Source organism: Methanosarcina baltica, from assembly GCF_055394095.1.
In genome coordinates this window covers 1,627,542-1,640,991 of record NZ_AP042463.1, presented here as the reverse complement: position 1 = coordinate 1,640,991, position 13,450 = coordinate 1,627,542, and the positions used below count along the sequence as shown (strand labels likewise).

Here is a 13,450-nt window from a genome sequence, read left to right as displayed (position 1 = left end):
AATTGTTAATAAAACAAAAAACAAGAAAACAGGCTCAATAGATAAGGTTAACTCTGATATAATCACACATATTTTTTTGAAAAATAATAATAAGTCTGAAATATATTCCTGTGTATTTTAAGGCTTCACCGAAAAACTAATAATAATCTACATTATTATCCATGAAATATTGGGATGCCAAACAGTGTTAATATAAAAGATTAAATACGTACATAACACCCAAAACATACACTTATAATAATTTTATATTAATTAAAAGAGGTTAACAAACGGGTTAAAAAGATTCAGAAATCATTTTAATAAATTTTGAAATTAATCCATCATAACTTTAAAAAGAGTTTCAAAATTGATTCAACCCCATAATCCTTAAGCTAATCTCAAAAACAGATACAACCGCACAAATCAAATTAGAAATTCACATAAAATTCACATAAAATTCACATAAAATTCACATAAAATTCACATAAAATTCACATAAAATTAATATAAAATTAATATAAAATTAATATAAAATTAATATAAAATTAATATAAAATTGCGCTAAAAGGAGATCTCAGATGAAAGAAATCAGGATACACGGCCGAGGCGGCCAGGGTTCTGTCACTGCAGCCGAACTTCTGTCTGTTGCAGCCTTTGCGGACGGAAAATTCAGCCAGGCCTTCCCTGCTTTCGGGGTAGAGCGCAGGGGAGCCCCTGTGCAGGCCTTTACCAGAGTCAGTGACAGCCCAATCAGGCTCAGAAGCCAGATCTATACGCCGGATTACGTAATTGTCCAGGACGCAACTCTGCTTGAAACCGTGGACGTTGCAAGCGGGATAAAGGACGATGGAATAATCATCATCAATACAAAGGAAACGGCTGAAAACCTCAAGCTCGACACAAAAGCAAAGGTCATGACCGTGGACGCAACTAAGGTTGCAATGGAAATCATTGGGCGACCTATTGTTAACACAATCCTGCTCGGGGCCTTTGCGGGCGCCACCGGGGAAGTGGAAGTGGAGTCCATCAAAGCGGCCGTAAAAGGGCGTTTCAGCGGCAAGGTGGGCGAAAAGAACGCGGAAGCCATCCAGGAAGCCTTTGAAAGGATCAAGAGGAAACTAGCATGAAGATCACAAATGGAGGAGTCTGCGAGGCAGGTTCTACACTGGTAAACAAGACCGGAAGCTGGAGATCTTTCCGGCCGGTCTACATTTATGAGAAGTGCACCAAATGTGGCCTGTGCGAAATCGTCTGCCCTGACATGTCGGTCCACCCGGGGGGAAAAGATGGCTTTTTCGTGTACGATTACGATTACTGCAAGGGCTGTGGCATCTGCGCAAACGAATGCCCTGCAGACGCGATTGAAATGGTTCTGGAGGAAAAATAATGGCGGTAAACATTAAAGACAAGGGTAAAATGGTGGTTGAGGAAGGTTCCTACGCTGTCGCCCACGCCGCAAAGATCTGCAAGCCAAACGTTATTTCCGCATACCCTATCACCCCTCAGACCCATATCGTGGAGGACCTCTCCCAGTTTATGGCTGACGGGGAAATCCCGAACTGCGAGTACATCAATGTGGAATCCGAGTTCTCGGCAATCTCGGCCCTTGTGGGAGCATCAGCCGTGGGAGCGAGGACCTACTCCGCAACCACTTCCCAGGGACTTGCGCTCATGCACGAGGTGCTCTTCAACGCCGCAGGAATGAGATTTCCCATCATCATGACGGTGGCAAACCGGGCGCTTGGGGCTCCAATTAACATCTGGAACGACCATCAGGACTCAATCTCCGAAAGAGACACAGGATGGATGCAACTCTACGCTGAGGACGTTCAGGAGTCTGCGGACATGCTTCCCCAGATCTTCAAGGTCGCGGAAGACGAAGACATCCGCCTGCCTGGCCTGGCCTGTATGGACGGTTTCATCCTCTCTCACGTTTACGAACCCGTCGTCCTTCTGGAGCAGGAACTGACCGACGAGTACCTGCCAGCCTACGAGCCCGAACACGTGCTTGATCCGAAAAATCCGATGAGCTTCGGAGCCTTTGCGGCTCCGGACACCTATGAGGAGTTCAGGTACCTGCAGGAACAGGCAATGCAAAAAGCGCTTCCAAAAATCGAGGCCGCAGCAAAGGAATTCGGAGAAATCTTCGGCAGGTTCCACGGCGGGCTTATCGATGAGTACAGAACCGATGACGCTGAGGTCATCCTCATGTCCATGGGCTCGATCATCGGGACCATCAAGGAAGTTGTGGACGAGTACAGAGCCCGCGGCGAGAAAGTCGGAGTCCTGAAGGTCAGGGCTTTCAGACCCTTCCCGAAGGAACAGATCAGGAAAGCCATCAAGGACGCAGCTGTGGTTGCAGTGCTCGACAAGAACATCTCCATAGGGACCAATGAAGGCGCCCTCTTTACGGAGACCAAGTCCTGTATGTACAATGCCAGATGTGACATTCCGATCATCGGCTACACGCTCGGCCACGGTGGACGTGATATCCGCATGGAAACCATTGCAAAGATCATCGAGGAAGCAAAAGGGGTTGCTACATCCGGTATCAAGATCGAAAGCCAGTTTGTTGATGTCAGGGAGGAATTGATATGAGCAAAGTCGCACCAAAAACCTACCTTTCTCCCGGGCACAGGGGCTGTGCAGGCTGCTGTGACGCCCTTGCCGCAAAGTTCATGCTCATGGGTTCAGGCCCGGACTGTATTATTGTGAACCCGACCGGCTGCCTGGAAGTCATGACCACACCCTTCCCGGAAAGCGCATGGGAAGTTCCCTGGATTCATTCCCTCTTCGAAAACGGCCCAGCTGTGGCTTCAGGTGTTGAAGCTGCTCTCAAGGCCCTCGGCCGCAAGGGAGATACAAAAGTTATAGGAGTCGGCGGAGACGGCTCGACCATGGACATCGGGATCCGCTCCCTTTCAGGCGCTTTCGGGCGGGGCCATGACATGACCTACGTCTGCATTGACAACGAGGCCTACATGAACACAGGGGTCCAGAGAAGTTCCGGAACCCCCTTTGACGCCTCAACAACAACAAGCCCCGCAGGCAAAGTCTCCTTCGGAAACCCGCGCCCGAAGAAAAACATGCCCGCAATCATGGCCGCCCACGGCTCCCCCTACATAGCCACAACCTCAATCGGCTACCCCAGGGACATGATCCGCAAGGTCAAGAAAGCCACCGAAACCGAGGGCCCAACCTACATCCACGCCCACGCCCCCTGTCCCACAGGCTGGGGTTTTGATGGTTCCAAGACAATCGAAATCGCCAAACTCGCAGTCCAGACCTGTCTCTGGCCCATGTACGAGATGGAAGACGGCATAGTCACCCAGTCCAAGAAGGTCAAGAACCCCAAACCCGTCGAGGAATACCTCAGGGCCCAGAAGCGGTTCAAACACCTCTTCACCATGGAAGGCGGCGACGAAGAAATTGTAAAAATCCAGGCTATCGCGGACTGGAACATTGAATACTACGAACTTCAGTAAAAACTGAAGTTTTTCTTTTTTTTTCTTTTTTTTTAAGTTCTGTTTTTTACTCGTGTCCGTGAGTTACTGACAACCATAAGCATAAGAATCTCTATGTATTTTTCCTAAACACGGGGAATGTGCTTGTTTTTTCAGATTTAATCTACGACTCAAGGACACGACCACATATCCAACGTAGTCAATTAAGACTTAAGCTGGTCAATCAAGGCTTGCCGAAACAAGCCTCCCACTTTAGTGGGGGGTTATTGACTTATGATTAAGGGTATATATTACCTATTTCCACTGGAGAAACGCATCGGTAAAGCGGAAAATTAATTTTGGGCTCTAAAAATATACGCCATTAGCGTGTTACCTTAAACGCCATGTAATTAAGTTATTAATTTTATAATAGATATAATTAATTAAAGTTTATTTTTTATTTGTATCTATTCAGCTACCTCTGTTTCTAACTTATATTTCGTATAAACTCAACAATTACTTTTTTCATATAGATTAATATAAAAATCATCGGATTTTGGAATGAGGTTTATGAAATGTGAAGAGATTCTTACTCAATGCCGTTCAGACCCTGAATCCATTGTTTCATATATTGAGGATCTTGAGTCTCGGTATGAAGATCTTGGATCTCGGTATGAAGATCTTGGATCTCGGTATGAAGATCTTGGATCTCGACACGAAGAGCTTGAATCTCGGTATGAAGATCTTGGATCTCGACACGAAGAGCTTGAATCTCGATATGAAAATCTTGAATCCGAAAACACCGAACTTCGAGAAAGACTTAATGAGTTAGAATCTCGCCTAAAAAAGAATAACCAAAACCAAAAAAGAAATCGACTTCCCTCTACTAACAATTCTACTGATAAAATACCTCAATCAAAAGGTTCACAAAAAGGAAGTTTTAGACGTCCTGGCGGCCAAAAAGGGCATCCTGGTTCTACATTAAGGATGATTAAAAATCCTGATAAAACAATCATTTATAAGCTACATAAATGTGAACATTGTGGTTGTAACATTGAGAAGATTGAAGTTATAAATTACGAGAAGAGACAAGAATTTGAAATAATTGTAAGGCGTAAAGTGACCGAACATCGTGCTGAGATCAAAAAATGTCCTTATTGTAACCGCAAAAACAAAGCTGCTTTTCCGAAATCAATTACAAAACCTGTCCAATATGGCAATATGGTTTTAACAATTGCAATTTACCTCCGAAACTACCAATTGATTCCCTATGACCGAATCAAGAAATTATTTAAAGATGCCTTTGGATTTGATATAAGCGTTGGTACAATAATTAGGGCAGAAAATAAGTTATTTCACAAGTTGAAAGGTGCTACAAACCACATCAAGAAGCAACTGATAAAAGAAAATGTCATCCATGGTGATGAAACTGGAATCGACGTTGGTGGTCAAGGGGAATACTGCCATTTAATCTCTACAAAAAAATATACATACTATTTCCATAATAGGAGTCGAGGATCAAAAGCAATGAATAAAATGGGAGTGTTGCCTAAATATAGAGGAATTATAGTCCACGATTTCTGGAAACCCTATTTTAAATACAAATGTGAACATGCGGCATGTAATGTCCACATTCAAAGAGAACTTAAAGACATTTATAACATATTCAAGCAAGTGTGGGCTGAGGAGATGTCTGATCTCCTATATGAAATTAAAAAATGCGCAGACTTTGCCAGAAAACAGGGCATACAAATAGATGAAGATACGCTCAAGACCTTTAAAGAAAAGTATCAGTCAATACTAATGAAAGGATTTGAGGACAATCCTCCACCTGAAATCTCGAAAGACAATGGGGTTAAAAGAGGAAGAAAAGCGCAGAGCGATGCAAAAAATCTCCTTGATAGACTTTCAAAGTATGAAAAAGAAATCTTGAGGTTTGCTACGGATCTAAGAGTTCCTTTCAGTAACAACCAAGCAGAAAGAGATCTCAGAATGATAACAGTTCAGCAAAAAATATCGGGAGATTTTAGGAAACCCCATGGAGCAGATGTTTTCTTTAGAATTAGGGGATACATATCTACACTAATAAAGAATAATATACCTACTATAAGTTCACTTCATGCGGCGATTGAAAATGTGCCACCCTTACCCTGAATAGATACGTTTATTTTAAAACAAGATTTCAATCAATTTTGAAAATAACCCGTACCTTGTTATTGATCTCCAGTCAACTACCCCACGCTGAAGCAGTGGGGCTTGTATAAGCCCTAGTTGACCAGCCTAAGTCTTAATTGACTACGTTAGAAATGTCATGATACCTGCGAATGCTTCCTCAGTTTGCAGCTCTATCGTGTAGTATTAAAAGTCCTGAGAGGTAGGGACGGTGTGCTACGCATGACAAGCGTTTCCAACATTGGCGAGGGGAGACAATTTAAAAATTGCGTTACCTGCTATGGAAATTTGTTTCCAGCGCAGAGAGGAGAAATCCAGCATGATATTTATACTTAACAAAAACAAAGAGCCGTTAAGTCCCTGCCATGAAGCAGTTGCAAGAAAACTGCTTAAAGCGGGAAAAGCGGTTATTCACAAAAAATATCCCTTTACAATTCGACTCAAAGAGCTGAAAGAGTCTAAGGACAATTCGGCTTTTAGACTGAAAATAGATTACGGAAGCCGTCACACGGGTCTTGCTATTCTGAAAGGTTCAAATGTTGTCTGGGTTGCACAGTTGCACCACAAAACAAGCATAAAAAAGAATATGGATAGCAGAAGAGCAATGAGGAGAAACCGAAGAAACCGCAAAACCAGATACAGAAAACCGAGGTTTCTGAACCGGAAAAGGCGGGAAGGCTGGCTGCCTCCATCCCTGCAAAGCCGTGTAGATAACATAGGAAATTGGGCAGATAGGCTCAGGACACTCTGCCCTTTGACTCATATTTCCTATGAAAACTGCAAGTTTGATACTCAACTCATGCAAAACCCTGAGATAAGTGGAATTGAGTATCAGCAGGGAGAGCTGCAAGGTTATGAGGTCCGGGAATACCTGCTTGAAAAATTTGGTAGAAAATGTGTGTACTGCGGAGCTGAAAATGTTCCTTTACAAATTGAGCATATTATTCCTAAAATCAGAGGAGGCTCAAACAGAGTCTCCAATTTAACATTGGCTTGTAGAAAATGCAACCAGAAGAAAGGAAACAGAACGGCGGAAGAATTCGGACATCCGGAAGTGCATAACCTGGCCAAAAAACCGCTTAAAGATGCTGCGATTGTAAATGCTACCAGATGGAAAGTTTTTGAAGTCTTGACGAGAACGGGCCTTCCTGTAGAATGCGGTACGGGTGCAAGAACTAAAATGAACAGGATCAGGGCAGAGCTGCCAAAAGATCATCATTTCGATGCTATTTGTATAGGAGAATCCACTCCAGAAAAAATCAATTTTGCAACAAACAACGTCCTGCATATCAAAGCAAAAGGAAGAGGGCAGTATAAAAGAACAAATCTCGATAAGTACGGCTTTCCTCGTTCATACCTTCCCAGGCAAAAAACCTTTTTTGGTTTTCAAACTGGCGATACAGTCAAGGCGGTTGTACCCAAAGGCAAGTACAAAGGGACATGGTTTGGTTCCGTTGCTTGTAGAAAATCGGGTAGTTTCGACATCAAAAACAAAGAGGGGAAAAGGATCTCTATTAATAAAAAATACTTCAAAGTATTACAGAGGACAGATGGTTATGAATATTCGACAGAGAAGTGCGGCATTCCTCCCGGCGCTAAAGCAACCGGGCTCCCTGCCTGAATTTTTGTGGAAATAGGTAATATACATACTCCTAATTTCCGTACTAAATTTTAAGATAATTACTTTTTTAAGAACACAGCAGAAAACCCCTGAGTCTTCAGCTCAGGGGATGAATGTGTCGAGACTACAGGGGCCGGTTTTTAGAATTAGATGCTTTTTGTTTTCTTTTTTTTGGGTTCTGTTTTTATGGGTTCTCTTTTTGGTTTTTTTTGCTGTTTTGGTTTCTGGTTTTACAGGGTCCTTTTTTAGAATTAGCTGATTTTTGAGGAGAAGGGGTAATAGTAATAGCGTATTTTGAATTTTTTGGTCACGCGTCTACGGCGCGGCCTGAGCTAAAAAAAGAAATAACAAGACATAAATAGTGAGGAAGTGTAAGATTTCGAATAATAAATCGTAAATGAGGATTTCAGACATGGGTTTAATGAGTGAATATATTGAAAAAAGAATGGGTGCACACGAACTTGAAACAGAACTTCTCAAACTCATAAAATCATATAATGAAAAAATGAATACTTACTTAATTGTATATGCAAGTGCAATTTGTAAGCCAACCATACCTGATATTTCACTAAATATGGACGATTACTACACTCTTTTAGACAGTTTAAGGAGTGTTGACCGTGACAATCTCGATTTTTATATTGAAACTCCTGGAGGAAGCGGCGAAGCTGCCGAAGAAATTGTAAGATGTTTAAGAAGTAAATTTAATTGCGTTAATTTTGTGGTGTCAGGTGAAGCAAAAAGTGCAGGAACCATAATCGTTCTTTCAGGAAATGAAATTTTGATGACCCAAAGCGGTAGTCTTGGTCCTATAGATGCTCAAATGAGGATTGGAAGATCTACTATTTCAGCTTATGATTATATGGAATGGGTAAAAAGTAAACAGAAAATCGCAGAAAAAGAAGGACGATTGAATCCTTTCGATGCTACAATGATAGCACAAATAAGTCCTGGCGAATTGGGAGCAGTAGAACACAGCTTAAAATATGCCGAAGATCTGGTTGTCGATTGGCTTGCAGAATATAAATTCAAAGATTGGAATGAAACAGAAACTAAGGGATTAAAAGTCACAAAAGAGATGAAGCTACAAAGAGCCAAAGAAATTGCATCAGACTTAATAAATCACGGCAAATGGAGAAGTCACGGCCGTTCACTTAAAATTAAAGATTTGGAAGATATAGGATTGAAAACTAAAAATATAGATGATGATCAGGAATTATCAGACATTGTTTATAGAATTCAGACAATTATAAAAATGCTATTTAACACTACAAGCACATACAAAATATTTGCTACTGCTGACGAGAAACTGTTTAGAAACGCAACTCCAATAAAAACTCCACCACAAATTCCAAAAAATATAGTTCAAAAAGCAGAAGTAGTTGAAACAAAAATCGACTGCGAACAATGTGGTAAAGCTTATAATCTATACGCTAAGTTTATTGACAACCATAAAATAGACGAAGATTTCAAAAAAAGAGGATTTAAATCCTTTCCACCCAACAACAAATTATTGTGTGAATGCGGATTTGAAATAGATTTAAGTGGAATCAAAAACGATATAGAAAATCAAATAGGAAAAAAAATACTATACTGATTTAAAGGAAATAGATACTTTATAGGAGGTAGCAAATGGAACAAAATCGAAATGAAAATAAAGAAGTTGACATGTTTACATTTCTAAAACGTGTAAAGGAAGGGGAATATGCTCCTATTGAAACGAGTTCCTTATCCTATACAAGAGTAAAAGAGGAGACCGAATTTTACGAAGAATTATACTATTATGGAATTAGCTAAATTCACTCCATTTGGATTCGGTTAAGGATTTAGCTTACCCTAAATTGACTACTCGTGTTCTAACTGCATATCGATTTCCAATTTGATAGTTGATGGAAATTACGATAAAAATAACACGTTCGTAACAATTCGTATCTTAACCGAAGACAAATGAAATTCACTCTATGAATGCAATTTCGGCATACAAAGAAGGATTTCGCTATTTCTTGTGAGTTACCAGCAATTCCCGCTTTCTTTTATCGTTTTAATCCAATGGGTTTGAAACTATAAGGTCACTTGTCGTTTTGTTTCATTAAACAAAAAAAACAAAGGAATTAAGTTCATAAAGTGATTACAAAATATCAGAGAATTAAACCTTCACATATGTATTCATTTATAATATAACGGGAATTGCTGGTCTGTAAACACCCTACTATATCAAAAATATTCCCAATTTTCAACGTCCACCTAAACTATACCATCAGAGAATTTCCAATTGATAATAAGTGATTTAGCCCTTTGCCCCTTTATTATTCAGCCCCACTTTTTCTCAAATCTCTCCGAATATCGGCCGCCTCCGTATAATAGACACAGGCCTCATCTTCCCGCCCTTTTTCCGAGAGCAAATTACCCAGACTGCCCCTCATTTTAGCCAAAAATGAGAAAGTAAGGGTCATAACGGTTCTGTAGTCAGCGTTTACTTAAAAGTAAGACCCGGATCATGTAAACCCCCAGAACCAGGACTATCAAACTGAAGATAGCCTGCATGAGGGCCTGGTACCTTGGATGGAAAAGGGCAATTATCGCTTCATTCATACTGAAGAAAAAGGAAAACAGAGCGATGAAAACCAGGGCCACAATGACAAGCAGCAAGGCTGCATTCACGAGTTTTTTAAACGATGCATCGCTATTGTCCGGTGCATCCTCCTGTCTCGTTTTTCTGGATCCTGTCACGGGACGGCCCTTATCCTTATTCATATCCATATCCATACCCTTAGTCTCAGCCTCAATGCAGAGATTATTTTCCTCCTCAACCACACAGAACCCCCTCACTTCCCATCTTTTTTACACTTCATCTTTTTCTGTTTATGATGCCGGCTGCCAGCAGGAGAACTGTAAACAGCATCGAACCCTCGAAACCTGGAGTATTTGTTTCTCCTTCTGCCGGGGCTTCTTCTTCAACAGGCCTGCCTTCTTCCACAAGCGCGTAATTCTTTGTAACGTGCCGCTCGATCTTATCCATTCTTATCGGCTCGGGGACTTCGGATGAGAGAATTTCCCGACCGTTTTCTTCCACAGTAACCGAAAAGGTGTATTCAACTCTTCTTGGGAGCACAAAACGCACATGGCCCCTGAGCTGGCCCGAACCTTCGACAATCCCGATCTCGTCACTTTCGGTGTATGCGGTATAGGGATCTGTCCTTGCGGTGACCACCAGGGTCAGAGCTTTTGAATCCCCGCCCTGGTTATAAACCCCGGGAGAAATATCCACAACAGCCTTTACATCCCTATCAGTGAACTGGGCAATTACAAGGTTCATGTCGGTAAGCTGGATATCAGCCGGCTGGTCAGCGGAAATAGGAGGCTTTACGGTAACGAAGCTGCTCTCTGCGGCAAGAAGTTTGCCGTCCCCGAAGAGCTGGACTTCGACCTCATAATTCCCGGGTTCTGCAACCTCCAGAGACACACTATTATAGGCCAGGGACCGGGCTTTGATGTACCCCAGGTCCTGGTCCTTTTCTGCCACAACCAGCCGGGTTTCCTGATCAATGACCTTGACTTTAACTAAAAGCATCGAACTGTCAGTGTTCTGGTCATTCCGGACATAAGGGGTGACCGTCAGAAGGGTGCCCTCTCCTCGTGGAATGGACATGACATCCACGTCCTGAATAAAAATCTCCTCATAATCTCTGAATACGCCACCGGGCTTCTCAACACAGCCTGAAGAGATTGAGAAAACAAGGAAGACGCTGATAAAAAATCCAATAAAAAATAAAAAATGGGATTTTTTAGATTTTCTTGGAACTCCGAATCCCATAGAAACCAGGCCCTTTCACAATTTCACTTTAAGCACGAGGGTCTGGAAATCGAGAAGATACTCCCCTTCGTACAGATTTACATATACATTAGTCTCCCCATTGGGAGCGTCTTTCATAATCGGAAGCTCCAGGCCCCGGGTATAGGACGTGCCACCCTTTGCCATTGACTGGTTGATGTTAAAGCTCGCATTGTCCCCGATCATCTTGTTTTCGATGTCAACCAGAACGTATGTAGACTCCCTCGAAATGGTAGACTGCCCTTGATTTTTAACCGAGAAAGTTACCGTAACGTTCCCACCTCTTTCCACCGCCCAGGTAGAGACCGGAGGAGGTACGCGCAGCTTCTCCATGCTTTCGGCAAAGCCGACGAACTGCAGCCTCGCATCGGACAGGACAACAGTCTCGACAGGCACGGCCTTCGTCCTGATTATGGGCTTTTCCTCTTCATCGATACCCGAAGCATAGGACAGGACCAGCACCGAGCTATTCTCAACACCTAAAGCGGGCGCCATAACCTTGAAATTAAGGGTAGCCTGCTTGCCTGCCGGGATATTCACCATAGAGCCGGGGCCGACAATCGTAAAGGGGTCAAAAGAACTTATGGATACCGAATCAATCGCAAGCTTACTGTTGTTGTTGAACACAATTACGGAAACATCCTGTTCCTGGAACTCCTTGATAACCAGGGGTTCCGTACTCACAATCAGGTCTTCCGGACCTACCGGAGCCTCTGTAGTCGATACGCAGCCAGATGCAAGGATTGCTGAAACGAGTAATACTAAAGCCAGGACTTTCTTCATATTATTACATCCTCTAATTTCAAATACATTTTAGGATTTCGAACATGGATATTGTTCCTGCGCATTGTCCAACCGTTTCAGGTCAATTTAAAGGGACCGAATTAAAATAAATGCAAAAATAACCCCGGAAAATCCGGTATTTCCAGAATTAAACCGCTATTCAAAAATCTGAGCCACATGACCCAAAGCTCAAAAATTAAAATCTGGACAAACACAGTACATCGAGACTTTGTTTCTTAATAATCATTTGTAGACATACGATATTCTACATATATGCTTATAACTGTTGCTACAAATAAGATTAGTAGAATATAAAAATTGAAACTTTCTTTTATTCTTCAGCCCCACCTTTTCTTAAATCTCTGCGAATATCGGCTGCATCCGTATAATAGACACAGGCCTCATCCTCACGCCCTTTTTCCGAAAGCAAATTCCCCAAAATGTCCCTTATTTTAGCCGATGTAGAAAGCAACTGCACATCTTCCGGCTCGGCTTCAAGCAGCGTTTCATAAAGTTCAAGGGACAATTTTAACCTCTTTTCAGCTTCTTCCGACCGCCCCATTCTGAAAAGGAGATTTCCAATTTTGCCCTCGTTTGAAGCTGACCATTCAATAAAAATGGACTCAAGCTCTGATTCCTCTTCACACTCTACTCCAGCCTCGTGTTTCTCTTCACACTCTACTCCGACCTCGTGTTTCTCTTCACACTCTACTCCGTCCTCGTGTTCCACTCCACACTCTTCTTCGGCCTCTGCTTCTTCGGCCTCAAATGCCTTTATGATTTCAAGGGATTTTTCAAAATAGAGGAGGGCTCTTTCGAGTTCCCCCATGCCTGAAAAAACGTTTCCGGCCATGCTGAAGATAACGACGAGGGCCTCGGGCCTTTCTGTTTCCCGGGCGAGAGTTTCGGCTCTGACGAGGAGATCGAGGGCGGTTTCAAAATTCTCCTGCCTGTACTGAGCAGCGGCCTGTTCTACTAATTTGAAGGGATCTTCAAGGGGGGCTGATTTTTCTGGTGTATCTGTATGCATTTAAATTCCTTACCTGAGAAAATGAATTAAATTTCATGAATACGTCAATGAGAATACGTCATCATGGTATGTTATCATGATATGTCAAACTGTTTCTGAAAAAAGATCATAGCAGCAAGTTCTATAAAATAGAGATCCATAATAATAACTGAATAACAATCATATCTGAAAAAACGAAATTTCGGGTGGGGGCCTTTAAAAAAGGGATTTTCGGGTATTATCGACGTTTCAGGTGTTTTCAGGGAAAAAGCTGAATAGATTCTGAAAGTCTGCCGAAAAATATCTCTATTAACAGGGTTCCGCCTCTGAAAATATAGTCAAGAAAGCAATGTTCTTAACTAACTCATATCGGGTCTCGTAACCACAGAAAAACACGGATAGCCGGATTCTTAAAAAATCAAATTCAGAAAATCACCTCGAATAAAACGCCAGAGCAACCGTAAATGGCGTCTTCCAGTCATTCTTTTTCCGTGTCCTTCCGTGTCTTCCGTGGTTTAAATCTTCTTTGGAAATTAGTTAGAGAATTTTGCCACCTGACTACAAACATCTGTAAAACTCGAATTACAAAAATCGAGTGGGGAAAAATTATG

General features: G+C 42.1%; 12 protein-coding genes. 8 read left to right on the top strand and 4 right to left on the bottom strand.

Annotated elements, in window-relative coordinates; genetic code table 11:
- The first annotated feature begins 557 nt into the window (after positions 1 to 557).
- From ACZ5QV_RS07145 to ACZ5QV_RS07110, 8 genes are all read left to right on the top strand, one after another.
- The gene (locus tag ACZ5QV_RS07145; RefSeq protein ID WP_464601857.1) at positions 558 to 1,106 is read left to right on the top strand and encodes a pyruvate ferredoxin oxidoreductase subunit gamma; all 549 of its coding nucleotides are present in this window, start codon (positions 558 to 560) and stop codon (positions 1,104 to 1,106) included.
- Positions 1,103 to 1,366, top strand: coding sequence for a pyruvate synthase subunit PorD (gene porD, locus ACZ5QV_RS07140; protein WP_464601856.1), 264 nt, complete (start codon positions 1,103 to 1,105; stop codon positions 1,364 to 1,366). Before ACZ5QV_RS07145 ends, porD begins: the two co-directional genes overlap by 4 nt.
- Positions 1,366 to 2,577 (top strand): pyruvate synthase subunit PorA, encoded by a 1,212-nt coding sequence (gene porA, locus ACZ5QV_RS07135; protein WP_464601855.1) that lies wholly within the window; start codon positions 1,366 to 1,368, stop codon positions 2,575 to 2,577. The genes porD and porA overlap by 1 nt, the downstream gene beginning before the upstream one ends.
- Complete coding sequence (locus ACZ5QV_RS07130) at positions 2,574 to 3,464, top strand: thiamine pyrophosphate-dependent enzyme (RefSeq protein ID WP_464601854.1); 891 nt, start codon at positions 2,574 to 2,576, stop codon at positions 3,462 to 3,464. Before porA ends, ACZ5QV_RS07130 begins: the two co-directional genes overlap by 4 nt.
- A 528-nt stretch (positions 3,465 to 3,992) precedes the next feature.
- Entirely contained in the window at positions 3,993 to 5,576 is a 1,584-nt protein-coding gene (gene tnpC, locus ACZ5QV_RS07125) for an IS66 family transposase (RefSeq protein ID WP_464600643.1), read from the top strand.
- A 337-nt stretch (positions 5,577 to 5,913) separates the two neighbouring features.
- A complete protein-coding gene (gene iscB / locus ACZ5QV_RS07120; RefSeq protein WP_464601853.1) occupies positions 5,914 to 7,215 on the top strand; it encodes an RNA-guided endonuclease IscB in 1,302 nt (433 codons plus the stop codon).
- A gap of 412 nt (positions 7,216 to 7,627) precedes the next feature.
- Complete coding sequence (locus ACZ5QV_RS07115; protein ID WP_464601852.1) at positions 7,628 to 8,812, top strand: SDH family Clp fold serine proteinase; 1,185 nt, start codon at positions 7,628 to 7,630, stop codon at positions 8,810 to 8,812.
- A 35-nt stretch (positions 8,813 to 8,847) separates the two neighbouring features.
- The gene (locus ACZ5QV_RS07110) at positions 8,848 to 9,012 is read left to right on the top strand and encodes a hypothetical protein (protein ID WP_464601851.1); all 165 of its coding nucleotides are present in this window, start codon (positions 8,848 to 8,850) and stop codon (positions 9,010 to 9,012) included.
- A gap of 669 nt (positions 9,013 to 9,681) precedes the next feature.
- Here ACZ5QV_RS07110 and ACZ5QV_RS07105 read toward each other — a convergent pair.
- The 4 genes from ACZ5QV_RS07105 to ACZ5QV_RS07090 all read right to left on the bottom strand — a co-directional run bounded on the left by ACZ5QV_RS07105 (position 9,682) and on the right by ACZ5QV_RS07090 (position 12,860).
- Positions 9,682 to 10,029 carry a hypothetical protein gene (locus tag ACZ5QV_RS07105; protein ID WP_464601850.1) on the bottom strand — a complete coding sequence of 116 codons (348 nt, stop codon included), beginning with the start codon at positions 10,027 to 10,029 and terminating at the stop codon, positions 9,682 to 9,684.
- 34 nt (positions 10,030 to 10,063) lie between these two features.
- A complete protein-coding gene (locus ACZ5QV_RS07100; protein WP_464601849.1) occupies positions 10,064 to 10,864 on the bottom strand; it encodes a DUF7490 domain-containing protein in 801 nt (266 codons plus the stop codon).
- Between the two features lie 180 nt (positions 10,865 to 11,044).
- Positions 11,045 to 11,830 carry a COG1361 family protein gene (locus tag ACZ5QV_RS07095; RefSeq protein WP_464601848.1) on the bottom strand — a complete coding sequence of 262 codons (786 nt, stop codon included), beginning with the start codon at positions 11,828 to 11,830 and terminating at the stop codon, positions 11,045 to 11,047.
- Between the two features lie 331 nt (positions 11,831 to 12,161).
- Entirely contained in the window at positions 12,162 to 12,860 is a 699-nt protein-coding gene (locus tag ACZ5QV_RS07090; protein ID WP_464601847.1) for a tetratricopeptide repeat protein, read from the bottom strand.
- Positions 12,861 to 13,450 lie beyond the last annotated feature (590 nt).

Bases quoted from the DNA above. Each gene is read 5' to 3' on its own strand.
- ACZ5QV_RS07145 (WP_464601857.1), top strand. From the start codon at position 558: ATGAAAGAAATCAGGATACACGGCCGAGGCGGCCAGGGTTCTGTCACT.
- ACZ5QV_RS07130 (WP_464601854.1), top strand. From the start codon at position 2,574: ATGAGCAAAGTCGCACCAAAAACCTACCTTTCTCCCGGGCACAGGGGC.
- ACZ5QV_RS07095 (WP_464601848.1), bottom strand. From the start codon at position 11,830: ATGAAGAAAGTCCTGGCTTTAGTATTACTCGTTTCAGCAATCCTTGCA.
- iscB (WP_464601853.1), top strand. From the start codon at position 5,914: ATGATATTTATACTTAACAAAAACAAAGAGCCGTTAAGTCCCTGCCAT.
- porD (WP_464601856.1), top strand. From the start codon at position 1,103: ATGAAGATCACAAATGGAGGAGTCTGCGAGGCAGGTTCTACACTGGTA.
- ACZ5QV_RS07100 (WP_464601849.1), bottom strand. From the start codon at position 10,864: ATGTCCATTCCACGAGGAGAGGGCACCCTTCTGACGGTCACCCCTTAT.
- porA (WP_464601855.1), top strand. From the start codon at position 1,366: ATGGCGGTAAACATTAAAGACAAGGGTAAAATGGTGGTTGAGGAAGGT.
- ACZ5QV_RS07115 (WP_464601852.1), top strand. From the start codon at position 7,628: ATGGGTTTAATGAGTGAATATATTGAAAAAAGAATGGGTGCACACGAA.
- ACZ5QV_RS07110 (WP_464601851.1), top strand. From the start codon at position 8,848: ATGGAACAAAATCGAAATGAAAATAAAGAAGTTGACATGTTTACATTT.
- tnpC (WP_464600643.1), top strand. From the start codon at position 3,993: ATGAAATGTGAAGAGATTCTTACTCAATGCCGTTCAGACCCTGAATCC.
- ACZ5QV_RS07090 (WP_464601847.1), bottom strand. From the start codon at position 12,860: ATGCATACAGATACACCAGAAAAATCAGCCCCCCTTGAAGATCCCTTC.